The sequence below is a fragment of the Pseudonocardia ammonioxydans genome (genome assembly GCF_900115005.1).
Classification (GTDB): Bacteria; Actinomycetota; Actinomycetes; order Mycobacteriales; family Pseudonocardiaceae; genus Pseudonocardia; species Pseudonocardia ammonioxydans.
This window is the reverse complement of record NZ_FOUY01000028.1, coordinates 24,685-45,527: the sequence shown is the minus strand read 5'-3', so window position 1 is coordinate 45,527 and position 20,843 is coordinate 24,685. Positions and strand designations below refer to the sequence as shown.

General features: G+C 75.7%; 21 protein-coding genes. 13 read left to right on the top strand and 8 right to left on the bottom strand.

Features of this window, described 5'->3' with window-relative positions:
• Nucleotides 1–204 precede the first annotated feature (204 nt).
• Nucleotides 205–1,614, top strand: coding sequence for an APC family permease (locus tag BM093_RS23565; RefSeq protein WP_093349446.1), 1,410 nt, complete (start codon nucleotides 205–207; stop codon nucleotides 1,612–1,614).
• The gene (locus BM093_RS23560) at nucleotides 1,611–2,363 is read left to right on the top strand and encodes an IclR family transcriptional regulator (RefSeq protein WP_093349598.1); all 753 of its coding nucleotides are present in this window, start codon (nucleotides 1,611–1,613) and stop codon (nucleotides 2,361–2,363) included. Before BM093_RS23565 ends, BM093_RS23560 begins: the two co-directional genes overlap by 4 nt.
• Nucleotides 2,364–2,388: 25 nt before the next feature.
• Here the strand turns inward: BM093_RS23560 and BM093_RS23555 are convergent, their stop codons facing one another.
• Together BM093_RS23555 and BM093_RS23550 are read right to left on the bottom strand one after the other, a co-directional pair.
• The gene (locus tag BM093_RS23555; RefSeq protein WP_093349439.1) at nucleotides 2,389–2,949 is read right to left on the bottom strand and encodes a DUF6319 family protein; all 561 of its coding nucleotides are present in this window, start codon (nucleotides 2,947–2,949) and stop codon (nucleotides 2,389–2,391) included.
• A 94-nt stretch (nucleotides 2,950–3,043) separates the two neighbouring features.
• Nucleotides 3,044–3,481, bottom strand: a complete 438-nt coding sequence (locus tag BM093_RS23550; protein ID WP_093349434.1) for a PPOX class F420-dependent oxidoreductase — start codon at nucleotides 3,479–3,481, stop codon at nucleotides 3,044–3,046.
• A 78-nt stretch (nucleotides 3,482–3,559) separates the two neighbouring features.
• Here BM093_RS23550 and BM093_RS37980 point away from each other — a divergent pair, with 78 nt between their 5' ends.
• Nucleotides 3,560–3,694 carry a VOC family protein gene (locus tag BM093_RS37980; RefSeq protein ID WP_281248726.1) on the top strand — a complete coding sequence of 45 codons (135 nt, stop codon included), beginning with the start codon at nucleotides 3,560–3,562 and terminating at the stop codon, nucleotides 3,692–3,694.
• A 12-nt stretch (nucleotides 3,695–3,706) separates the two neighbouring features.
• On the opposite strand, the gene BM093_RS23540 is transcribed toward BM093_RS37980, so the two are convergent.
• Entirely contained in the window at nucleotides 3,707–4,525 is an 819-nt protein-coding gene (locus BM093_RS23540) for a TetR/AcrR family transcriptional regulator (RefSeq protein ID WP_093349429.1), read from the bottom strand.
• Between BM093_RS23540 and BM093_RS36740 the strand changes: the two genes are divergently transcribed.
• The 3 genes from BM093_RS36740 to BM093_RS23525 all read left to right on the top strand — a co-directional run bounded on the left by BM093_RS36740 (nucleotide 4,490) and on the right by BM093_RS23525 (nucleotide 7,772).
• Nucleotides 4,490–5,278, top strand: a complete 789-nt coding sequence (locus BM093_RS36740; protein ID WP_218162898.1) for an arylamine N-acetyltransferase family protein — start codon at nucleotides 4,490–4,492, stop codon at nucleotides 5,276–5,278. The two genes, BM093_RS23540 and BM093_RS36740, sit on opposite strands and share 36 nt — an antisense overlap.
• A 46-nt stretch (nucleotides 5,279–5,324) precedes the next feature.
• Nucleotides 5,325–6,320: a zinc-dependent alcohol dehydrogenase family protein gene (locus BM093_RS23530; protein WP_218162897.1), complete on the top strand. Its 996-nt coding sequence runs from the start codon at nucleotides 5,325–5,327 to the stop codon at nucleotides 6,318–6,320.
• Nucleotides 6,321–6,464: 144 nt separating this feature from the next.
• Nucleotides 6,465–7,772 (top strand): MFS transporter, encoded by a 1,308-nt coding sequence (locus BM093_RS23525; RefSeq protein WP_093349417.1) that lies wholly within the window; start codon nucleotides 6,465–6,467, stop codon nucleotides 7,770–7,772.
• A gap of 54 nt (nucleotides 7,773–7,826) precedes the next feature.
• On the opposite strand, the gene BM093_RS23520 is transcribed toward BM093_RS23525, so the two are convergent.
• Nucleotides 7,827–8,237 carry a hypothetical protein gene (locus tag BM093_RS23520; protein ID WP_093349414.1) on the bottom strand — a complete coding sequence of 137 codons (411 nt, stop codon included), beginning with the start codon at nucleotides 8,235–8,237 and terminating at the stop codon, nucleotides 7,827–7,829.
• Nucleotides 8,238–8,306: 69 nt separating this feature from the next.
• On the opposite strand from BM093_RS23520, the gene BM093_RS23515 reads away from it, so the two are divergent.
• The 3 genes from BM093_RS23515 (at nucleotide 8,307) to BM093_RS23505 (ending at nucleotide 10,650) form a co-directional block, all read left to right on the top strand.
• Nucleotides 8,307–8,834: a helix-turn-helix domain-containing protein gene (locus BM093_RS23515; protein ID WP_218162896.1), complete on the top strand. Its 528-nt coding sequence runs from the start codon at nucleotides 8,307–8,309 to the stop codon at nucleotides 8,832–8,834.
• A gap of 233 nt (nucleotides 8,835–9,067) precedes the next feature.
• Entirely contained in the window at nucleotides 9,068–9,610 is a 543-nt protein-coding gene (locus tag BM093_RS23510) for a copper chaperone PCu(A)C domain-containing protein (protein WP_093349410.1), read from the top strand.
• The gene (locus BM093_RS23505) at nucleotides 9,607–10,650 is read left to right on the top strand and encodes a S1C family serine protease (RefSeq protein ID WP_245773745.1); all 1,044 of its coding nucleotides are present in this window, start codon (nucleotides 9,607–9,609) and stop codon (nucleotides 10,648–10,650) included. The genes BM093_RS23510 and BM093_RS23505 overlap by 4 nt, the downstream gene beginning before the upstream one ends.
• Before the next feature lie 28 nt (nucleotides 10,651–10,678).
• On the opposite strand, the gene BM093_RS23500 is transcribed toward BM093_RS23505, so the two are convergent.
• The gene (locus BM093_RS23500; protein WP_425439196.1) at nucleotides 10,679–11,722 is read right to left on the bottom strand and encodes a threo-3-hydroxy-L-aspartate ammonia-lyase; all 1,044 of its coding nucleotides are present in this window, start codon (nucleotides 11,720–11,722) and stop codon (nucleotides 10,679–10,681) included.
• Between the two features lie 149 nt (nucleotides 11,723–11,871).
• Here BM093_RS23500 and BM093_RS23495 point away from each other — a divergent pair, with 149 nt between their 5' ends.
• Together BM093_RS23495 and BM093_RS23490 are read left to right on the top strand one after the other, a co-directional pair.
• Nucleotides 11,872–12,249 carry an excalibur calcium-binding domain-containing protein gene (locus tag BM093_RS23495; RefSeq protein WP_093349406.1) on the top strand — a complete coding sequence of 126 codons (378 nt, stop codon included), beginning with the start codon at nucleotides 11,872–11,874 and terminating at the stop codon, nucleotides 12,247–12,249.
• A 13-nt stretch (nucleotides 12,250–12,262) separates the two neighbouring features.
• Nucleotides 12,263–13,045, top strand: coding sequence for a class F sortase (locus tag BM093_RS23490; RefSeq protein WP_245773744.1), 783 nt, complete (start codon nucleotides 12,263–12,265; stop codon nucleotides 13,043–13,045).
• Nucleotides 13,046–13,356: 311 nt separating this feature from the next.
• Here BM093_RS23490 and BM093_RS23485 read toward each other — a convergent pair whose 3' ends face one another.
• Both BM093_RS23485 and BM093_RS23480 read right to left on the bottom strand, forming a co-directional pair.
• On the bottom strand, nucleotides 13,357–16,011 hold the full coding sequence (locus tag BM093_RS23485) for an ATP-dependent RNA helicase (RefSeq protein ID WP_093349574.1): 2,655 nt from the start codon (nucleotides 16,009–16,011) through the stop codon (nucleotides 13,357–13,359).
• Between the two features lie 234 nt (nucleotides 16,012–16,245).
• On the bottom strand, nucleotides 16,246–16,728 hold the full coding sequence (locus tag BM093_RS23480; protein WP_093349401.1) for a DUF4262 domain-containing protein: 483 nt from the start codon (nucleotides 16,726–16,728) through the stop codon (nucleotides 16,246–16,248).
• A gap of 177 nt (nucleotides 16,729–16,905) precedes the next feature.
• Between BM093_RS23480 and BM093_RS23475 the strand changes: the two genes are divergently transcribed.
• Nucleotides 16,906–18,129, top strand: coding sequence for an acyl-CoA dehydrogenase family protein (locus BM093_RS23475; protein ID WP_093349398.1), 1,224 nt, complete (start codon nucleotides 16,906–16,908; stop codon nucleotides 18,127–18,129).
• On the top strand, nucleotides 18,122–19,294 hold the full coding sequence (locus BM093_RS23470; protein ID WP_093349393.1) for an acyl-CoA dehydrogenase family protein: 1,173 nt from the start codon (nucleotides 18,122–18,124) through the stop codon (nucleotides 19,292–19,294). Before BM093_RS23475 ends, BM093_RS23470 begins: the two co-directional genes overlap by 8 nt.
• Before the next feature lie 42 nt (nucleotides 19,295–19,336).
• Here BM093_RS23470 and BM093_RS23465 read toward each other — a convergent pair whose 3' ends face one another.
• Nucleotides 19,337–20,833 (bottom strand): alkaline phosphatase D family protein, encoded by a 1,497-nt coding sequence (locus tag BM093_RS23465; RefSeq protein ID WP_093349388.1) that lies wholly within the window; start codon nucleotides 20,831–20,833, stop codon nucleotides 19,337–19,339.
• Nucleotides 20,834–20,843: the final 10 nt, after the last annotated feature.

Genomic DNA, 20,843 nt, shown 5'->3' with positions numbered 1-20,843 from the left:
ACGGCGGGCACCGTCACTCCTGCCGTGCGCCGCGCACAACGACCGGTCCCGAGTGGTGCGAATCACCGTACCGACCGTTCCCGCGGCGTGGGAACCGTCGGCCGAGTTTTCTCATTCGACCCATCGACGCTGGTCACGGCGTCGTCATCGAGCGATAGTGTGCCGGTCCGACGATCATCGCCTGACCGGGACGGAGGTGTGGGTGTGGGTGGGCTGCGCGATCGTTCGCCGGTGCACGGGCTGGTCCGGCGCCGGCTCGGGCCGGCCGACGTCGTCGCCCAGTCGATCGCCGGCTCGGCCCCGTCGGCGGCGATGGCGGCGACCCCCGTCATCGTCGCCGGGACGGCCGGGCCGTACACCGTGTGGGCGTTCGTCGCGGCCACCGTCCTTGCGGTGCTGGTCGCCGCGAGCATCGGCCGGTTCACCACGCGGATGGCCGCCCCGGGCGGGCTCTACACGCTGACCGCGCAGGGGCTCGGGTCGGCGGCGGCGTTCGCCGGCGGCATCGCTGGGGTGGCTGGCTACCTGTTGCTGTGCGGGGCCGCGCTCGCCGGCGCCGCGTTGTACCTGGGGGCACTGCTCGCGCCGTTCGGGGCGGGCGGCTCCTGGTTCCCGGCCGGTGCCGCGCTCGTCGGCGGCGTCCTGGTGACCGCGCTGGTGGTGCGCGGGGTGCGGCTCGCGGCACGGGTGGTGCTGCTGGTCGAAGCGGTTGCCGTCGCGGTGCTGGTCGGCGTGTTCGTGCTGCTGCTGGCCGGCGGCCCGCTCGCCGGGGCGCCCGCGCCCGCCTCGCCGTCGCCGGGGGCGGGCGGGCTGGTCGCCGGGGTGCTGCCCGCGCTCGCGGCGTTCATCGGCTTCGAGGTGGCGACATCGCTGGGCGCCGAGGCGCGGCGTCCGTTCCGTTCGGTGCCCCGGGCGGTGCTCGCGACCGCGGGCATCACCGGCGTGCTCTACGTGTTCGCCGCCGGAGTGCAGGTCAACGGGTTCGCCGGGGTTCCGGGCGGGCTCGCCGCGCAGCCCCAGCCGGTCCAGGTGCTCGCCACCGCCCGCGGCTGGTGGTGGATCCCACCGGTGCTCGACGCCGCCCTGGTGCTGTCCTTCCTGGCCTGCGCGGTGGCGACGGCGACGGCGCTGTCGCGGGTGCTGTTCTCGCTGGCCCGCGACGGCGCGGTCCCGGCGGCGCTGGGCCGCACGCACCGGCGGTTCCGGACCCCGCACGTCGCGGCCGTGGCCGGTGTCCCGGCGGCGACGGCGGCGGTCGTCGTGCCGGTCCTGGCCGGCGTCCCGACGGGTGCGGTGCTGGTCGCGCTGCTCGCCGGCGCGACGATCGGGTTCCTGATCACCTACGTCCTGGTCTGCCTGGCGGCGCCGTTGTTCCTGCGCCGGATCGGGGAACTCACCCCGGCGGCGGTGCTGACCGCGGTGGTGGCGGTGCCAGCACTGCTCGCCGCCCTGGCCGGGTTCGTGGTGACGGTCCCGACCACCGGGATCGTGCTGCTCGCGGCGCTGCTGGCCGCCGCCGCCTGGTTCGCGGTGCTGCGGCGGCCCGGCGGTCTGCGTGATCTCGGCGTCTACGACGAGACGGTCGCCTCGGACGTGTGGGACCGGGCCGCGTGACGGGCCCGGGCGGGCCGCCGATCAGCGGGCGCCAGCCGCGCGCGGTCCGGACGGCGCTGGCCGTGCTGGAGGAGGTCGTCGCCGCCGGACCGGGGGTGACGGCCAAGGAGATCTCGGCCGCGCTGCGGCTGCCGCCCGCGACCACCTACCGGGTGCTGAACCTGCTGGTGGGGGACGAGTACCTGGTCCGGTTGCCGGACCTGCGCGGGTTCGCGCTGGGGCGCCGCGCCGCCCGGCTCTCACCGGTCGCCGTGCCCCGGCCGTCGACGGCCGCCCGCGCCGTGGTCGAGCACCTGCGCGGGATGGTCCGCTGGGGCGTGCACCTGGCGGTGTTCGACGGCGGTCGGCTGCACCTCGCCGACCCCGATCCCGACCACCCGCCCAGCGACCCCGACCTGCTGGCCCGGTTGCCGCAGGCGTCCGCGCTCGGGCGGTTGTTGCTGGCCGAGCAGGCGGACTGGCGGGCCCTCGTCCGCGACCTGCGGCCGGTGACCGGGGCGACCCTCACCGACCCCGACGAGCTGGCCGAGCTGCTGCCGGCCGTGGCCCGTGACGGGCTGGCCGCGCAGACCGGCGGCCTGCGGCCCGACCGCGGGTGTCTGGCTGCGGCCGTCCGGTCCCCGGCCGACCGCCGGCTGGTCGCGGGGCTGGCCCTGTCCGGGCCGGCCGGGAGGATCACCGATCCGGATCCGGACCTGGTCGCGCTGCTACGGGACCATGCGGACCGGCTCGGACCGCTGCTGGGGTGAAGCAGGCGGGTGGGTCACCGGGCGGTCACTGTTCCAGCTCGGCCAGGTCCTTGCGCGCCTGCTCCAGCTCCGCCTCGAGCTCGGCGACGCGCGCCGCCTTGCTCGCCCGTGCGCTGTCGATGAGCTCGTCGACCGGCCGTGCCAGATCCTCGTGCAGGGCGGCGGCGGCCGCCGACACCGCCGACGCCGTCACCGGCAGCCCGCGCGCGACCCAGGTGCGGCCCTGCTTGAGCTCGGCCTGCCACTCGCCGTCGGCCGAGCCGCTGACGGTGAGCGTCATCGTCACGACCCGGGTGGTCCGGGCCGTCGACCCCTTCGGCCGCCCGCGCTTGCGCTTGGGCGCCGCCTCCGTGCCGTCGGTTCCCGGATCGCCGTCGGTTCCGGGAGCGCTGTCGGTTTTTGGAGCGCTGTCGGTTCCGGGAGCGCCGTCGGTTCCCGGAGCACCGTCGACTCCCGCGGGCCCGTCCGTTCCTGCGGCGCTGCCTGGCGCCGCGGTGGCGTCGGGCTCCGCAGGGGCCGTCCCCGGCGCGTCGGTGCTGGTACCGCTGGTGCCGGCGGAACCACCGGCCGCCAGATCGTCGTCCACGTGTCCTCGTCCTCCCTCGACTGTGCCTGGTACAAGGGTGAGGTCGGAACGTGTGTTCGAGCAACCCGGCCCCGCGTGTCGACCGGTGTGGGTGTCAGTCGGCCACGCCGTGGTTCTGGTCGATCACGGTCTGCCGCTCCGGTGTCACCCACAGGATGATCCGCTCGGACTTGATGTTCTCGGGCGGGTAGTCGTGCCCCGTGTACTTGCGGGACAGCTCGTCGACCTGGGTCCGGGCCCGGTCGCCGGTGGTGGTGCCGGTGACCCGGCCCCGGACCTCGGCGTAGCGGTACGGGTCGTGCTCGTCGCGGATCAGCACCGTGATGCGGGGGTCGCGCTCGACGTTGTGCGTCTTGACGCGGTGGGTCTCGGTGTTCACCCCGATCCGGCCGTCCTCGGCGGTCACCCACACCGTCTGGTTCTGGATGGCACCGCTCGGCAGCAGCGTCGACACGGAGGCGAAGTGTGCGCCGCCGGCGAGCTCCTCGGTCATCGGGTGCAGGGTCGGGCCGTTGCGGGTCTCGGCGGGCACGGTCGGTCCTCTCCTCGGGTGTGCTTCCGGCGGGCGGATACCCCGCACCGGGCCCGGCATGCTGCGAGGATCGGCGGCGTGCGCATCGATCACCTGGATCACCTCGTGCTGACCGTCGCCGACGTCGAGCGGACCGGCGCGCGGGGCCGGCTGCGCAGTGTCTACCTGCGCGACCCCGACGGGAACCTGATCGAGATCAGCAACGAGGTCTGATCCCGGCGCGGCTCAACGCTCGACGGGGTCGAGCAGTTCCGCGACGGTCGACCCGCCGTCCGGCAGCCGGGAGTTGTGGGGTGCCGCGCGCAGGCCGTCGAGCATGAGGTGGAGGGTCCGGTCCCCACCGTCGTGGGGCCGGTCGATCGGCAGCCCCGGAACCGGCCGCAACAGCGCGGCGAGCATCACGGCGACGTCGGCCGAGCCGATGTCGGCGCGCACGTGACCCTCCGCCTGGGCCCGCCGGACGATCCGGTCCAGAACCGTCATCAGGATCCGTCGGAGCCGCCGGGTCTCGGGGTCCGCCCGAAGGTCCGCCCAGGTGCCGGCGAACCAGAGGGAGAGCCAGGTCGCCACGCGCAGCTCCGTGGCGGACCGGAGGACGAATCGCGACAGCGCGTTCCAGGCATCCGGCTCCTCGTCCTCCGCGGCCCGGGCGATCGTGACCACCTGCCGGAGGCCGCCGAGCGCCACCTCGCGGATCAACGCCGGGCGATCGGGGAAGTGACGGTAGACCGTGGCGACGCCGACGTCGGCCCGGCGGGCGATCTCCTCGGTGGTGACGTCCGGCCCTCGCTCGGCGACGAGCCGGCGTGCGACGGTCACGATGCGGTCGCGGTTCAGTCTGGCGTCGGCCCGCATCGGACGGCGTGTGCCGGTATCCGCATCCTCCACGTCTTCACGGTAACCGGAGGAATGCCTATCGTATAGTTCGGTGAACCGGAGGGTGTTCTCTCGGTACGGAGGCAGCGGATGCTCGACGCGATGCTCGAAAGGATCGGCCATAGCGGTGCCGTGACGCAGGATTCGGACACGCTCACCGCCCTGCATCGCGCGTGGCGCCGGGCGGTTCCGTACGAGAACCTCGACATCCAGCTCGGCCGTCCGATCCGGCTCGACGACGAGTCCCTCTACGACAAGCTCATCCGGCGTGGGCGTGGTGGCTACTGCTACGAGCAGAACGCCGTCCTGTGCATGCTGCTCCGCGCTGCCGGCTTCCCCGTGACCGTGCTCGAGGGAGCCGTCCTGCGGGAGACGCACGGCGAGGCGCGGTGGGGGAACCATGTCGTCCTGCTCGTCACCGTCGGTGACGAGCGGTGGATCGCGGACGCCGGCATCGGTGACGGTTTCCTGGACCCGCTGCCCCTGCGCGAGGGTCGCTACGAACAGGACGGACTCGTCTACCGATTGGAGCGGCTGGACCGGGACACGTGGCGCTTCCACCACCACCCGGGCGGGACCATCTCGTCCTACGACTTCCGCCTCGAGGCCCGCGAGATCGGGGACTTCGCCGACCACTCCGACCGGCTGTCCACATCGCCGGAGTCGCCGTACGTCACGACGCTGATCGTCGGGCGTCCGCTCGTCGACCACACCGCCCTGCTCCTGTCCCGCACCGTTCGCCGGCTCGGCGCTGCGGATCCGTGCGTGCGAACGGTGGGCACCCCGGATGAGTTCGCGCGCCTGCTCCGCGAGACGTTCCACGTCCCGCTCGACGACCTCGGCCGGGACGGTCTCGAGTTGCTGTGGGGCAGGGCGGGCGCGCAGGACGCTCTGTGGCGAGCGCGCGTCGACGGCGGCTGATGCCGGGGGAGGCCTATATCGCCTGGTCGTCTATAGCCTGGTCGCCGTGACGACGAGGTCGACGGTGCGTGCGGTCCGGTTCCACGAGACCGGGGGACCGGAGGTCCTGCGGATCGAGGACGTCGAGGTGCGCGACCCGGGCCCGGGCGAGGTCCGGATCCGGGTGCACGCGGTCGGCCTCAACCGGTCCGAGGTCAACTTCCGGCGCGGGACCTACCTGGTGGACCCGGTGCTGCCGGCGGGCCTGGGCACGGAGTGCTCGGGCACGGTGCTCGACACCGGCCCGGGCGTCGACGGCTGGCAGCCCGGTGACGAGGTCTGCGTGATCCCGGCGTCGTCGCCGAACGAGCACCCGGTCTACGCCGAGCAGGCCGTCGTCCCGGCCCGCGCCCTGCTGCCGCGGCCACCCGGTCTGGACGACACGGGCGCGGCCGCGCTCTGGATGCCGCTGCTCACCGTGTGGGGCATGACCCGGCACGCCGCCCGGCTGCGCGAGGGCGACCGGCTCGTCGTGACCGCGGCGGCGAACAGCATCGGCGCGGCCGCGCTGCAGGTCGCGCGCCACCTCGGGGTGCGGGCGGTCGCCGTGGTCGCCGACGACCGGCACGCGACCGCGCTGCGGGAGGCGGGTGCGACGCAGGTGCTGACCGGTGTGCCCGGGTCCGACGACCTGCGCGCGGCGCTCGGTGGCGGGGCCGACCTGGTGCTCGACGCCGAGGGCGGGCCCGGGGTGGAGCGCCTGGTCCGCGCGTGTGCCCCGGGCGGCGCCGTGATCGTCCACGGCGGGCTGTCCGGGCAGCCGACGCCGCTGCCGGCGGCCGGGTACGCGCCGGTCTGGCTGCGCCGGTTCCACGTCCGCGAGGTCTCCGGCGAGCCGGACGTGCTGGCCCGCGCCGAGGCGTTCGTGCGGGCCGGTCTCGCGGCCGGGACGCTCACGCCGCTGGTCGACCGGATCTTCGAGCTGGACGACGTCGCCGCCGCGCACGACTACCTCGAGGCCCCGGACCGGGCGCCCGGCAAGCCGGTGCTGCGCATCCGCTGACGCCCGCGGGTCCACCGGGCGGCGACGACATGGCCACCGTCACGGTCGTTCGCATTGCTTACTACTAGGGTTGCGTGTTGCAATCTTGGTCGGCCTGCAACGTCCGCGACCCGCCGGGCGTGCTGCCCGGGGAAAGGCGATGACATGTCCCGAAGTTCCGGTGCCGCACCTGCGCCGAGCCCGTTCCGCCAGCCCAAGGCGGTCTGGGCGGTGGCGTTCGCGTGTGTCATCTCCTTCATGGGGATCGGCCTGGTCGACCCGATCCTGCCGTCGTTGTCCGGCCAGCTCGACGCGAGCCACGCCGAGGTCGAGCTGCTGTTCACCAGCTACCTGGTGGTCACCGCGATCGCGATGCTGGTCACCGGCTGGGTGTCCTCGCGGATCGGGCCGAAGAAGACGCTGATCACCGGGCTGGTGCTCATCGTCGCGTTCGCCGCGCTGGCCGGGGCGTCCTCGGGGATCTGGGGGATCGTCGGGTTCCGCGCCGGCTGGGGCCTGGGCAACGCGTTGTTCATCGCGACCTCCCTGGCGGTGATCGTCGGGTCGGCCTCCGGCGGGTTCGCCGGGGCGATCGTGCTCTACGAGACGGCGCTCGGCCTGGGCATCGCGGCCGGCCCGCTGGTCGGTGGCCTGCTCGGCACGGTGTCCTGGCGCGGGCCGTTCTTCGGCGTCTCGGTGCTCATGCTGATCGCCCTGGTGGCCACCGTCGTGCTGCTCGAGCCGACACCACCGTCGCCGCACAAGGCGAAGCTGTCGGAGCCGATCACCGCGCTGCGCCACCGTGCGCTGGCCACGACCGGGGGCGTCGGCCTGCTCTACAACTGGGGCTTCTTCACGATGCTCGGCTACGCCCCGTTCCTGATGGGCGACCTGGATCCGATCGCCCTGGGTGGGGTCTTCTTCGGCTGGGGGCTGCTCGTCGCGATCTTCGCGGTGTTCGGGGCGCCGTGGCTCAAGGAGCGCTTCGGTACCGCCCGCACCCTCTACGGCGCCCTGATCGGGATCGCCGTGCTGCTCGCCGCGATCGGCCTGTTCGACACCACGCCGGCCGTCGTGATCGTCGCGGTGATCCTGTCCGGGATCGTGGTCGGGCTGAACAACACCCTGGTGACGACGGCGGTCATGTCGATCTCGCCGGTGCCGCGGCCGACCGCGTCGGCCACCTACGGCTTCGTCCGCTTCATCGGCGGCGGCCTCGCGCCGTTCGTGGCCGGGCTGCTGGCCGGGGCGTTCGGCGCGTCCCTGCCGTTCCTGATCGCCGCCGTCGTCGCCCTCGCCGGCGCGGTGCTGCTGTCGACGATCCACCGCGACCTGGAGGCGGCCGACGCCGAGGCCGCGCAGCCCGGCCCGTCGCACGAGCGTGCGGACGCCGAGCAGGCGGCCGGGGAGGTCCCCGGGCTGCCGACCGAGTCGGTCATCGCCGAGGACGCGCTGGAGCACGACCGGCGCTGACCCAGGGGGCCGGGCGTCGCGGGGGCGCGCCCGGCCTTCCCGGCCGTCATCGTCCTACCGGCGTACCCCCGGCCAATCGGACGTGGCCGCACGGGCGACCGATGAGTCCAGCGCGGCGACGACCGACCCCGGGTCCGGGCAGCTCACGACGATCTCGCCGTAGCCCAGCCGCTGCGCCTCGGCGTCGGACACCCGCAGTCGCAGCGCGGGCCGGTGCCGCCAGGCGCTGACGAAGCGGTGCACCGGGGTCCCGATGCCCCACCGGCCGAGCTTGAGAACGCCGGTGATCTGGACGCCCGCGCGGGCGCCGGGCGTGACCGCCCACCGGGTCGGCTGCTCGACGCGGTCCGCGGCCACGACGGCGTCCCGTGGCACCGCCAGCACGCTCCGGCCGCCCGCGAACGGGCGCTCCCACGCCGTCAGGTGCACCCGTACCTCGCTGCCGCTGACCGTCACCGTCGCCATGGCCGACCTCCTCCGTATTCTGTTTCCGTCGGAGACATTATTACCAGATTTGGAAACGGTGAGACAGGGATGGCCGACCAGGTGTCGCTGACCGAGCTGCTGCACCACCCGGTGCGCTGGCGGGTCGTCCAGGCGCTCAACAACCGCACGCTGACCACCGGTGGTCTGGCCGCCGAGCTGCCGGACGTCGCGACCACGACGCTCTACCGCCACGTCGCGACGCTGGTCTCGGCCGGGGTGATCGAGGTGGTGGCCGAGCGCCGGGTGCGCGGCGCCGTCGAGCGGACCTACGCGCTGGCGGCGCCGCCACCGGCGCCGGAGCCCGGGTCGGTGTCGGCCGAGGAGCTGCGCGGGATGATCACGTCGTTCCTCGCCGGCCTCTCGGCGGACCTCGAGCGCTACGCCACCGGTGCGGCACCCGACCCGGTCCGCGACGGGCTGTCGATGCGCCAGGCCGCCCTGTGGCTCTCCGACGACGAGCTGGCCGACCTCGGCGCCCGGCTGACGGAGGTCCTGGGGCCGGTGCTCGAACAGGGCGAGGCCCCGGGACGGCGGCGCCGGCTGTTCACCACCGTGGTGGTCCCGGCGCCGGAGTGACCCCTCCCGGAGCGCCGTCGGACCTGCGGGGTGCCCCGGCCCGTGCCATCCTGCGACAGGAGCGGGCGGGGCGGCCGGACGCGCGGACGCCGGCGGGCCCGTCGTGGCGCGAGGAGGCGTGGCCCGTGGTCGTCGTGCAGCACCCGGGATCCCGGCGACCGGGGTCCCGGCGACCGAAATCTCGCCGACCGAGGTCCTGCCGACGAGGTCCCGGACGGAGGCTGCTCGTCGCCGTGGCGGCCGTGCTGCTGTTCGCGACCGGCTGCGGGGCGGGCCAGATCGCCCAGACCGCGAACCACGTCACCGCGACGAACGGCGCCCAGGGCCGGGTCGGCCCGATGCTCGTCCGCGACGCGCAGCTGGTCGGGCAGCCGCCGGTCACCGGCGACACGCTGCACGAGCCCGGCGCCGACGTGCCGGTCCGGGTCACGATCGTCCACGACGCCTCCCACTCGGTCCCCGGCGTCGGGGCCGACCGCCTGGTGGCGGTGTCCAGCCCGTCGTTCACCGCGGGACGGGTCACCGGTGACACCCGGGTCGACGTCGGCGGTGCCCTGGCCGCCGGCTACGACGAGCCGGTCTCGTCGGTGACCACCGGCGGCACCCAGCGGATCGGAATCACACTGCTCGGGCTGCAGGAACCGCTGCGCGCCGGGCTCACCTACCCGGTCACGTTCACCTTCGAGCGGGCCGGGCCGCTGACGCTGCAGCTGCCGGTGGCGAACCCGGACGTCGTCGTGCCCCGCGCGGACGGTGATCCCCGGACGGATCGGTGATCCCCGGACGACCGCCGCGCCGGCGGCGGGGGCCGGTCCTGGCCGGCGCGGTGCTGGTCCTGCTCGCCGCGGCCCTCACCGGGTGCACCACCACCGCGCCGGCCCGTGACGGTGGTGCATCCGGCGATGCCGCCCCGGCACCGGAGGCGAGCGCGGTCGAGGTGGTCGCCCGGCTGACACCGAGCGTGGTCACCGTCCGGCTGCCGGCGGGCGGTCTGGGCAGCGGCGTCGTCCTGCGGCCCGACGTCGTCGTCACCAACCAGCACGTCGTCGGCGACACCCGCGATGTGGTGATCGACTACGCCGACGGCACGTCCTCGCCCGGCACCGTGCTGGCCACCGACCGCATCAGCGACATCGCGGTCGTCCGGACCGCGCGCGGCGGGCTGCCGGTGCCCGAGTACCGCACCGAGCTGCCGCGTCCCGGCGAACCCGTCCTGGCCATCGGTAGCCCGCTCGGGCTGGAGGGCACGGTGACCTCCGGCATCGTGTCCGCGGTGAACCGGCAGGTGCCGGGGTCGGCGACCGGCGGTGCCCCGCTCGTCGACATGATCCAGATCGACGCGCCCATCTCGCCGGGCAACTCCGGTGGCGCCCTGCTCGACGCCTCGGGGCGGGTCATCGGCATCAACGAGGCCTACCTGCCGCCACAGTCCGGCGCCGTCGCGCTCGGGTTCGCGATCCCCGCCGCGACCGCGGTGGACGTCGCCGAGCAGCTGCTGGCCGACGGCACCGCGTCCCATCCCTACCTGGGCCTCGTCCCGGCCCCGCTGACCCCGCAGATCCGCTCCGCACTCGGCGTGCGTGCCGAGGAGGGCGCCCTCGTCGCGCGGGTGGACCCGGACGGCCCGGCCGCCGCGGCGGGGATCCGCCCCGGCGACGTGCTGGTCGCGCTCGGGGACCGGCCGGTCACCACGGTCACCGACCTGCACGCCGCCCTGCGCGGGACCGAGCCCGGGACCGCGACCACCGTGACCGTGCTGCGTGCCGGCGGGCGGAGCGAGCTGCCCGTCACCATCGGGGACCGGCCGCGCTCGTGACGGACCCGCGCCGTCCGGGCGGCGCCGCTCACGCTCCGCCGACGAGGGCGGCGAACCGGTCCAGGTCGACGTTGCCGCCGGAGACGGTCACGCCGATCCGGGGCGGGCGCGCACCGGTGCCGAACCGCTGCGGGTCCGCGGCGAGGGCGGCCCGCATCCCCGCGAACGCAAGCACCCCGGTCGGCTCCACCAGCACCTTGTAGCGGGACGCGAACAGCCGCATCCCGTCCACCAGCGCCTCGTCGGGCACGGTCAGGACGTCCTCGACGTGCTCGGCGATGATCGGGAACGTGCGGTCGCCGAGGTGCGTGGTCGCCGCGCCGTCGGCGATCGTGCGCGGCTGGTCGATGGTCACGATCCGGCCCGCGCGCAGCGACTGCCGGGCGTCGTCGCCGGCCTCGGGCTCGACGCCGAACACGGCGGTGCCGGGGGACAGGGCCTGCACCGCGAGCAGCGACCCGGACAGGAGCCCGCCCCCGCCGAGGCAGACGAACAGCGCGTCGAGCGGCCCGTGGTCGGAGAGCAGCTCGTGCACGGCGGTGCCCTGCCCGGCGATCACGTGCGGGTGGTCGTAGGGCGGGACGAGGGTGAGCCCCCGCCGGTCGGCCAGGTCCGCCGCGATCGCGGCCCGGTCCTCCGTGTACCGGTCGTACGGGACGACCTCGGCGCCGTAGCCGCGGGTCGCGGCGAGTTTGGACGCCGGCGCGTCGGTCGGCATCACGATCGCCGCCGGGATCCCGAGCAGCTGCGCGGCGAGCGCGACCGCCTGGGCGTGGTTGCCGGAGGAGAACGCGACCACCCCCGCGCGGCGCTGCTCCGGGCCGAGGCGGGACAGCGTGTGGAACGCCCCGCGGAACTTGAAGCTGCCGGTGCGCTGGAGGTTCTCGGCCTTCACGAACACGGACGCGCCGAGTTCGGCGTCGGTGAGCCGGGAGGTCAGCACCGGGGTGCGGTGTGCGGTGCCGCGCAGGATCTCCGCGGCGGCGAGCACATCCTGCGCGGTCGGCAGCTCGGGCGTCGGCAGCTCGGGGGGCGACAGATCGGTCGGGGGGTCGGCGGATTCGGCGTTCACCCGAGCAGCTTCCGCCGTCCGTCGTAGCCCGTTCAAGTCCGTTCCGCCCCATTCACGAACGGGTGTAACGAGGGGCACTGCCGGGGCGCTCTACAGGCGAGGCTCCCCGGCTCCCACCCTCCTGATCCGCTTCCCGGAAGGACCCCCGAATGCGCCTGCGCACCTTCTCCGCCGCCGCCCTGCTCGCCGCGGCCGCCACCGTCCCGCTCGCCGGAGCCGCCTTCGCCCAGGACCGCGACTGCCCCGACTTCGCGACCCAGGCCGAGGCCCAGCAGGCCCTCGCGCCCGGCGACCCCGAGCGGCTCGACCGCGACAACGACGGCATCGCCTGCGAGAACAACCCGGGCGGTGCGGCGGCCACGTCCACCTCCGACGACGGCGGCAGCCAGGTCGCCGCCACGCCGGTCGGTGGGGTCGAGGCCGGCGGTGGCCCGTCCGACGTCCTCCCGATCGCGCTCGGTGCGCTCGCCGCCGGCGGCGTGGGTGCCGTGGCGGCCCGCCGCGCCGTCGTCGCCCGGCGGAACTGAGCACCGCGCCACCGTGACCGCTCCCGAGCCCCGGCCCGGACCGGCCGTCCGTACCCCTGTGGACGGCTACGCCCGTGTCCCGATGGTGCGGTCGCGGCGGCCGGCTGCGCCGGGCCGCCGGCTCGTGCGGATCGCGGCACCGGTCGTGGTCGCGCTCGCCGCGCTCGTGGTGGCCGATCCGGCCGCGGCCCCGGAGGCCGCCGGGCGGGTACCGGACGGAACACCGCCCTCGGCGGGTAGTGCACCGTTCGCCGGAGCGCCGGTCGGGGGCGCGGTCCCGCCGGCTGCCGCTTCCGGCACGGCCGGGAGTGCGGCGCCGGCTCTGCTCCCGGAGGGACCGGTGGCCCTGGTCCGCTCGGAGCCCGTGCGGCTCCGGGTGGACCGGCTCGGCGTCGATACCGCGCCGGTGCCGCTCGGCCTGCACCCGGACGGTTCCATGGAGGTCCCCGATGACGCCGGCACGGTCGGCTGGTTCACCGGCGCGCCCACGCCGGGCGAGCTGGGACCCGCGGTGCTGGCTGCGCACGTCGACTGGAAGGGCCTGCCCGGCGCGTTCGCCGACCTGGACGCCCTCGAGGCCGGCGACGAGATCCACGTCGACCGGGCCGACGGGACGACGGTGGTGTTCGCGGTGAGCCGGGTCGGCCAGTACCCGAAGGCGGAGTTCCCCACCGAGGAGGTCTACGGCGACCTCGACCACGCGGGCCTGCGGTTGATCACCTGTGGCGGGGCGTTCGACCGGACGGCGGACAGCTACACCGACAACATCGTTGTCTTCGCCGAGCAGGTGCGCTGACGCGGGTCACGGGCTCGCCGTGCGCCGGGTGTCGGCCGGGCGCAGCGGCCCGGGCCGGTGTCGCCGGGCCGGGCTGTCGGGCCGGTACTGCCGGTCCGTTGCAGCCGGCAGAGCCGTCGGGCTGGTCTCGCCGGGCAGGCCTGTCGGGCTGTGCCGGGTCGGCCGCAGCCGGGCAGGGCTGCCGGGGTGGTGCCCGCCGGGCCGGGCTGTCGGGCCGGTGCAGCCGAGCAGGGCCGCCGGGTCGATGCCGCCCGGCCCGGCTGCCGCCCCGCCCGGCCCGGCTGCCGGGCGGGCCGCTGCCGGCCCGGGGATCAGCGCCGCCTACCGGTGCCGCGTCCGGGCACGGCCGTGCGCGGGTCCTCCGGCCAGGCGTGTTTCGGGTACCGGCCGCGCAGCTCGGCCCGGACCTGCGGGTAGCCGGTGTCCCAGAACGAGTCGAGGTCCGCGGTCACCGCCGCGGGCCGTCCCGCCGGCGAGAGCAGGTGCAGCACGACCGGCACCCGGCCGTCGGCGACGGTCGGTGAGCCGGTCCAACCGAACACCTCCTGCACCCGCACCGGCAGCGCGGGCGCGTCACCGGAGTAGTCGAGCGCGATCCGGGACCCGGACGGGACGGGGAGACGTTCCGGGGCGAGCTCGTCGATCCGCCCGACGGCCGCACCGGCGTGCGCCGCGACGTGGGCCCGCAGCGCCGGGCCGGCATCCACCCGAGCCAGGTCGGACCGTCGCCGGGCGGTGGCCAGCGACCCGGCCAGCCAGCCTGCCGGGTCCGCGGCGGAGTCCAGCAGCGCCTGCTCCGAGACGTCCGGCCACGGGTCGCCGAGCACCCGGTGCAGGAAACCGAGGCGTTCGCGCAGCGACGTGGCACCCGCCGTCCAGCGCAGCAGCCCGGTCCCCTCCGCCCGCAGCCCCGCGACCAGTGCGTCGCGCACCGCGGCGGAATCGGGCTCCGGGTCGGGCCGCTCGGTGAGCACGACGGCACCGAGCCGGTGCACCGTGCGGGCCCGGACGTCACCGTCGGACCACACGACCTCGGCGCCGGTGACCAGCAGCGGGGCACCGGCCCGTTCGGCGGTCTCCCGGTCGGTCGGGACCGCCAGCCGGACGCGGCCGTGCACCTGCCCGGGCCGTCGGTCGGCCACGGCCACGGCCAGCCACTCGGCGTCGCGCAGCGGGCCGGGGGAGACCTCGACGGCCGTGCCGCCGGCCATGAGATACACCCCGGAGTTGGCGTCGCGGCGCCGGGCCAGGCGCTCCGGGTGCGCGAACCCGGTGACGAGCGGGACGAGCTCCGGGTCGCCACGGCGGTTCCCCGCCGCGCCCCGAGGGGCCCCCTCGTGGCGCCCGGGGCCCCGAGGGTGCCCCTCGGAGCCGTCGGCGGGGGTGAGCCCGGCCGCGGCGGCGGAGCCCGGTGCGCCGGCCGTTTCCCCTCCCGTGGTGTCCCGAGGGGCCCCCTCGTGGCGCCCGGCGCCCCGAGGGTGCCCCTGGGGACCGTTGGCGGTGGGCGCGGTGCGGCGCAGGGCCCCGGCGAGCCGGTCTCGTTCGGCGCGCCAGCGCCGGGCACCGGGCGCGTCGCCGGAGCGCAGCCGGGCGAGCGCGACGGCGAGGTCGTCCGCGGGACCGGCGAGGGTGTCGTCGTCGAGCACGGCGACGATCCCCGCGACCTCGCGCGGATCGCCACCGGCCGCGACGCCGTCGAGCAGCGCCCGGGCCAGCCGCGGATGCAGGCCCAGGGCCGCGATCCGCCGCCCGCGGTCGGTGACGGCGCCCGCGGGGTCGAGTGCTCCGAGCGCGGTGAGCACCGCGCGCCCGGCGGCGAGCGGGCCCGGCGGGGGCGCGTCCCACCAGCGCAGCCCGCCGCCGTCCGGAGTGCCCCACACAGCCAGGTCCAGTGCGAGCGAGGTCAGGTCCGCGGTGCGGATCTCGGGGTCGGGTGCGTCGGCGAGGCCCTCGCCCTCGGGCCAGCAGCGGTAGGCGACGCCGGGCGCCTCGCGGCCGGCCCGCCCGGCGCGCTGGGTCGCCACCGCGCGGGACACCCGGCGGGTGACGAGGCCGGACAGACCACGCCGGTGGTCGGTCTGCGGGATCCGGGCGAGCCCGGAGTCGACGACGGCCCGCACCCCGGGCACGGTCAGGCTCGACTCGGCCACGGCCGTGGCGAGCACCACCCGGCGGCGTGGCCCCTCGCGCAGCGCAGCGTCCTGTTCGGACGCAGGCAGCCTGCCGTGCAGCGGGAGCACGTCCGCGTCGACGTCGCGCAGTGCCGACGCGACGCGCCCGATCTCGGCGACCCCGGGCAGGAACGCGAGCACGCTGCCGTGCTCGATCGCGCGGCGCACGGCCCGGACCACCGTCGTCTCGATCCGCTCGCCGCGTGCCGGCGGGACATGGGTGATCGCGACGTCGTGGGTGCGGGCCGCGACCTCGAGCACCGGGGCGGGAGAGTCCCCGCCGAGCAGCGCGGCCGGGCGGGCGGCGTCGAGGGTCGCCGACGTGGCCAGCAGCCGCAGATCCGGGCGGAGGCCGTCGCGCGCGTCGAGCAGCAGTGTGAGCAGCAGGTCGGCGTCGAGGTGCCTCTCGTGCACCTCGTCCAGCATCACGGTGGACACCCCGGCCAGCTCGGGGTCGGTCGCGAGCAGGCGCAGCAGCAGTCCGGACGTCACCACCTCGACCCGGGTGTCCGGGCCGGTCCGCGCATCACCGCGCACCCGGTACCCGACCGTCCCGCCGACCGCGGTGCCGAGCAGCGCCGACATCCGGGCGGCGGCCGCGCGGGCGGCGACCCGGCGGGGCTCGGCGACCAGGACCTTCCCGGCCGGGGCGGCCCCGGACCACAGCCCGGCCAGCGCCGGCGGGACGAGCGTCGTCTTGCCGGTCCCGGGCGGTGCGACGAGCACGGCCGAGCCGTGTTCGCCGAGGGCCCGGCGCAGGTCGTCGAGAACCGCAGCGACCGGCAGGTCGGCCATGGCAGCGTCGGCCACTGCACGGTCGGGCACAGGACCCGCGGTCGCTGCATCGTCGGGCACAGCGCCCTCGGCCACTGCATCGTCGGGCACAGCGCCCTCGGGCACTGCATCCTCGGACACAGCGCCCTCGGATACAGCACTGTCGGACACGGCGCCGACCGGCCGGTCGGGGAGCGGGGAACCCATCGGCGTCAGTATTCCCGCCCGCCGCCGGCCGTCGCGGCCGTGGGCGGTTCACCGGCGGCCCCGCGGCCCGAGCACCGGTTGGCCGCCGCGCCGGCCACGGAACCCCCGCTCCCACGGCCACCGGCCACGGTCGTCGGCCCACACGATCTGCACCGCGCGGACACCGGGGCCCAGGAGGCGGACCGCTGTGAACAGGTGCGCGTCCGGGTGGGGCAGCTCGACGAACTCGATCGTCGGGCCATCGCGCAGTGACATCCCGGTGCCGGGGACGGGTGGCTCGCCGGTGTGGCGGACGTGGTGCTCGGCCCGTTCGTTGAGCAGGGTGTGGGCGCGTCGTGCCGCCATCCCGGTGACCACCAGTTCCGGCTGGCCGTACAGGTGCAGCCCGACGGTGTAGGCCCAGGGCGGGTGCAGCCGGTCGCCGCCCACCGCCTGTACGGCCCAGCCGTACCGCTCGATGCTCCGGACGGTGTCCCGGTCGACGTCGTCCCGCGACCGGCCCCGGCAGACCTCACAGCAGACCTCACACATGGCATCCTCCGTGTCTCGAACGAATGTACGAACGATGGCAGGTGGCCCCGACAATTCGGCGGTGCCGGGCACCGGCCGTGGTGCCGTCGGTCGGTGGGCCCGCGCGGCCCCGTGGTCGGCAGCCGCCGAGCCGGATAGGTTCGTGAGCGACAGCAACGATGCGTTCCCGGAGGTGTGATGAGCCCGCCCGCCACCACGACCGACACCCTGTCCGCCACGTCCGAGGCCGCCCGCGTCGAGGAGGCGGCCCGCGCGGTGGTCGCCGCCCACGACCCGCGGACGGTCTCCCGGGAGGAGCTCTTCGGCGCCCTCTACGACGCGGGCCTGGCCTGGGTCCACCACCCCGAGGGTCTCGGCGGGCGAGGACTCTCCCGCGGCCTGCAGGCGGTCGTCGACGAGATCGTGACCGCCGCCGGCGGTGCCCGGATGTTCGCGGTCAACCCGATCGGCTACGGCATGGGCGCCCCCACCGTCGTCGAGTACGGCCGCGACCGCGAGCAGGTCGCGGCCTGGCTGCGCCCGATGGCCACCGGCGAGGAGATCTGGTGCCAGCTGTTCAGTGAGCCCGGTGCCGGGTCCGACGTCGCCGGGCTGGCGAGCACCGCGGTCCCCGACGGCGACGAGTGGGTCGTCAACGGCCAGAAGGTGTGGACCACCCTGGCCCACGTGGCGCGGTGGGGGATGCTCGTCGCCCGAACCGACCCCGACCAGCCCAAGCACCGCGGCCTGACCTACTTCGTGATCGACATGCAGCAACCCGGTGTCGAGGTGCGGCCGCTGCGGCAGATGACCGGGCAGGCCGAGTTCAACGAGGTCTACCTGAACGACGCGCGGGTCCTCGACGCGCACCGGCTCGGTGAGGTCGGCGCCGGGTGGAAGGTCGCGATCACCACGCTGATGAACGAGCGCACCGCGATCGGTGGGGTCACGGGACCGCGCGGCAGCGGCGTCATCGCCGAGGCGCTGGGCCTGTGGCGGGCCCACCCCGAGCGGCACACACCCGTCCTGCGCGACCGCCTCGCCGCACTGTGGACCCGCGCGGAGACGCACCGGCTGACCCTCGCCCGGGCCCGGCGCACTGCGACGGCCGGACAGCCGGGACCCGAGGGATCGGTGTCCAAACTGGTCGGTGCCGAGCTGAACCAGGAGGTCTACGAGTTCTGTATGGACCTTCTGGGCCCGGAGGCGCTGCTCTACGACGACTACACGATGAGCCGCGAGCGGGTCCACGCCGACCCCGGCTCCACGCTGCAGCAACGCTTCCTGCGGTCCCGGGCGAACACGATCGAGGGCGGTACCTCGGAGGTCATGCGCAACATCCTCGGCGAGCGGGTGCTGAGCCTGCCCGGCGAGCCGCGGTCCGACTCGGACCGTCCGTGGAAGGAGGTTCCCCGTGGCTGAGGTCGAGAACGGACTCCAGGAGTTCGACGTCACCGAGGAGCAGCGCGAGCTGCGCTCGGCACTGCGCCGGTTCTGCGAGCGTGCGCACGACGAGGCGACCGTCCGGCGCCTCATGGACTCCGACGACGGCTGGGACCGCGCCCTGTGGGCCCGGCTCGGCGGCGAGCTGGGTGCGCTCGCGCTCGCCGTCCCGGAGGAGCTGGGCGGGGCCGGCGGTACGCTCGTCGACCAGGCGATCGCGGCGGAGGAACTGGGCGCGGCACTGGTCACCGGACCGCTGCTGGGCACGGTCGGCCTGGCGGTCCCGGCCCTGGTCGCGGCGCCCGCCGGGCAGGAGCGCGACGCGCTGCTGGCCGACCTCGCGGAGGGCACCCGGGTGGCGGCGCTGGTCGCGGACGTGTTCGCGCCCCACGGCCCCGCCACGGCCGCGGGCGTGACCGCCGAGGGGACGACGCTGAGCGGCACCGTCGCGCTCGTGCCGGACGCGGCCGCGGCGGACGTCCTGCTGGTGGCCGCGACCGGGCCGGACGGTCCGGTGCTCGCCGTCGTCGACCCCGCTGCGGCCGGAGTGGGTGTGCAGGAGCGGGGCTCGCTCGACCCGACCCGGCGGCTCGCCCGCGTCACCCTCGACGGCGCCACGGGCACCGTCCTCGCCACCGGCGCGGACGCCGATCACGCGCTGGCGCACGCGTTCCGGGTGGCCGGTGCGCTGCTCGCGGCCGAGCAGGTCGGGATCGCACAGCGGCTGCTGGACACCACCGTGGCCTACGCGAAGGAGCGGCTGCAGTTCGGCCGCCCGATCGGCTCGTTCCAGGCGGTCAAGCACCGCTGCGCGGACATGCTCGTCGGGGTCGAGCAGGCCCGCAGCGCCGCGCTGCACGCGGCATGGTCGGTGGCCGATCCGCGGCTCGACGACGCCGACCTGGCGGTCGCCATCGCCCAGGCCCGGTGCTCCGAAGTCGCCTACCGGGCCGCCGCCGACGCGATCCAGCTGCACGGCGGCATCGGGTTCACCTGGGAGCACGCGGCGCACCTGTACTACAAGCGGGCCATCGCCGACGCCGAGCTGCTCGGGTCGGCCGAGGCTCACCGGGAGCGGATCGCCGCGGCCGTGCTCGACACGCTCGGCGCCGACGTCGCGGCCCCACAGGTGGCAACCGGATAATGGGTCGTGAGTGGAAACCGCGGTCCCGGCCGCGGTTTCCACTCACGGGCGCGTCAGCGCACCGCCGTCGGGCACCACGAAGGTCGCCGAGGTCCGGACCGGGGCGTCGGGCCGGCTGACCTGCTCGACCACCCGGAAGTCGGCGCGCAGCTCGGCCGGGGTGAACCGGGTGAGCAGGTAGCCGCGCCGGTCCTCGCGGTAGCGGATGTGCGGGTTCTCGTCATCACCGGAGCCGGAGTCGTCGCCGGAGTCCCCGTCGCCGCCTGAGGTGATCGAGGTGGTCACGAGCTCGGTACCGGCGGGCCGGTCGTCGAGCTCGAGCTCGTTGGCGTGGTGGACGTGCTCGTCGCCGGTGAGGACCACCGCGTTGCGCACGGGCGAGTCCAGCCGTCCGCGCAGCACCCGTTCCCGGGAGTCCGGATAGCTCTCCCAGGTGTCGGACTTGTGCCCGTCGCCACTGCGGGGGGCGAAGAACACCTGCTGGCCCAGCACGTCCCAGCCCGCGGTCGAGGTGCGGAACCCGTCGAGCAGCCAGCGCTCCTGCTCGTCGCCGGTGATCGACCCGCCGCTGCCCCGCGGGTCGCGGTACTGGCGGGTGTCGAGCATGTGGAACGTCGCCAGCGACCCCCACGGGATCCGGCGGTAGAGCTGCAGGTCCAGCCCGCGCGGCACCGACGTGCGCCGCAGCGGCATGTGCTCGTAGTACGCCTGGAACGCCGCGCGCCGGCGCAGCGGCGAGCGGCCGCGGTCGGCGCCGGCCCAGTTGTTGACCAGCTCGTGGTCGTCCCAGACGACCAGCCAGGGGGCGACCGCGTGCGCGGCCCGCAGGTCGGCGTCCGAGCGTTGGTGCGCGTGCCGGCGCCGGTACCCGGCGAGGTCGGTGGGCTCCGGCCCGCCCGGGTCGCGGACGTCGCCCTCGTCGGACTCGTAGAAGTAGTCGCCCAGGTGCAGGACGAGGTCGGGGTCGTCGTCGGCGAGCGCGCGGTAGGCGGTGAAGTACCCGGCGCCGAACTTCGCGCAGGACGCGGCGGCCACGGTCAGCGCGGGCACCGCCGCCCCGGGGGCGGGCGCGGTCCGGGTGCGCGCGGCGGGGGAGAGGTGCCCGCCGCTGCGGAACCGGTAGAAGTACTCGCGGGTGGGCGCGAGCCCGGCGGGCTCGGCGTGCACGCTGTGCGCGAACTCCGGTGTCGCGGTCTCGGTCCCGCGCCGGACGATCCGGGTGAAGGCCTCGTCCTCGGCGATCTCCCACTCGACCTCGACCGGCCGGTCCGGCATCCCGCCGAGGCCGTCGTCGGCGTCGGGCTGCGGGGCGAGCCGGGTCCAGAGCACGACCCCGTCCGGGGCCGGGTCACCGGAGGCGACGCCGAGCGTGAACGGGTCCGGGAACGACGACTGCCGCAGCACCTCGCGCGGTGCGGCGGCCGCCTCCGGGAGCGGCAGGGCTCCGGCGAGCGCGCCGGCCAGCGTGCCGAGCAGGACGGTGCGGCGCGGTAGGACGGGCACGCGGGTCCTCCTCGGTCGGGTCCGGGGCCGGTCCATGATCGGTCGC

Excerpts from the sequence above, each read along its gene's own strand:
- BM093_RS23540 (WP_093349429.1), bottom strand. The coding sequence starts at position 4,525 with ATGCAGGGCGGTGAGCGTGTCCGAATCCTGCGTCACGGCACCGCTATG.
- BM093_RS23525 (WP_093349417.1), top strand. The coding sequence starts at position 6,465 with ATGTCCCGAAGTTCCGGTGCCGCACCTGCGCCGAGCCCGTTCCGCCAG.
- BM093_RS23520 (WP_093349414.1), bottom strand. The coding sequence starts at position 8,237 with ATGGCGACGGTGACGGTCAGCGGCAGCGAGGTACGGGTGCACCTGACG.
- BM093_RS23515 (WP_218162896.1), top strand. The coding sequence starts at position 8,307 with ATGGCCGACCAGGTGTCGCTGACCGAGCTGCTGCACCACCCGGTGCGC.
- BM093_RS23495 (WP_093349406.1), top strand. The coding sequence starts at position 11,872 with ATGCGCCTGCGCACCTTCTCCGCCGCCGCCCTGCTCGCCGCGGCCGCC.
- BM093_RS23485 (WP_093349574.1), bottom strand. The coding sequence starts at position 16,011 with ATGGCCGACCTGCCGGTCGCTGCGGTTCTCGACGACCTGCGCCGGGCC.
- BM093_RS23480 (WP_093349401.1), bottom strand. The coding sequence starts at position 16,728 with ATGTGTGAGGTCTGCTGTGAGGTCTGCCGGGGCCGGTCGCGGGACGAC.
- BM093_RS23475 (WP_093349398.1), top strand. The coding sequence starts at position 16,906 with ATGAGCCCGCCCGCCACCACGACCGACACCCTGTCCGCCACGTCCGAG.
- BM093_RS23465 (WP_093349388.1), bottom strand. The coding sequence starts at position 20,833 with ATGGACCGGCCCCGGACCCGACCGAGGAGGACCCGCGTGCCCGTCCTA.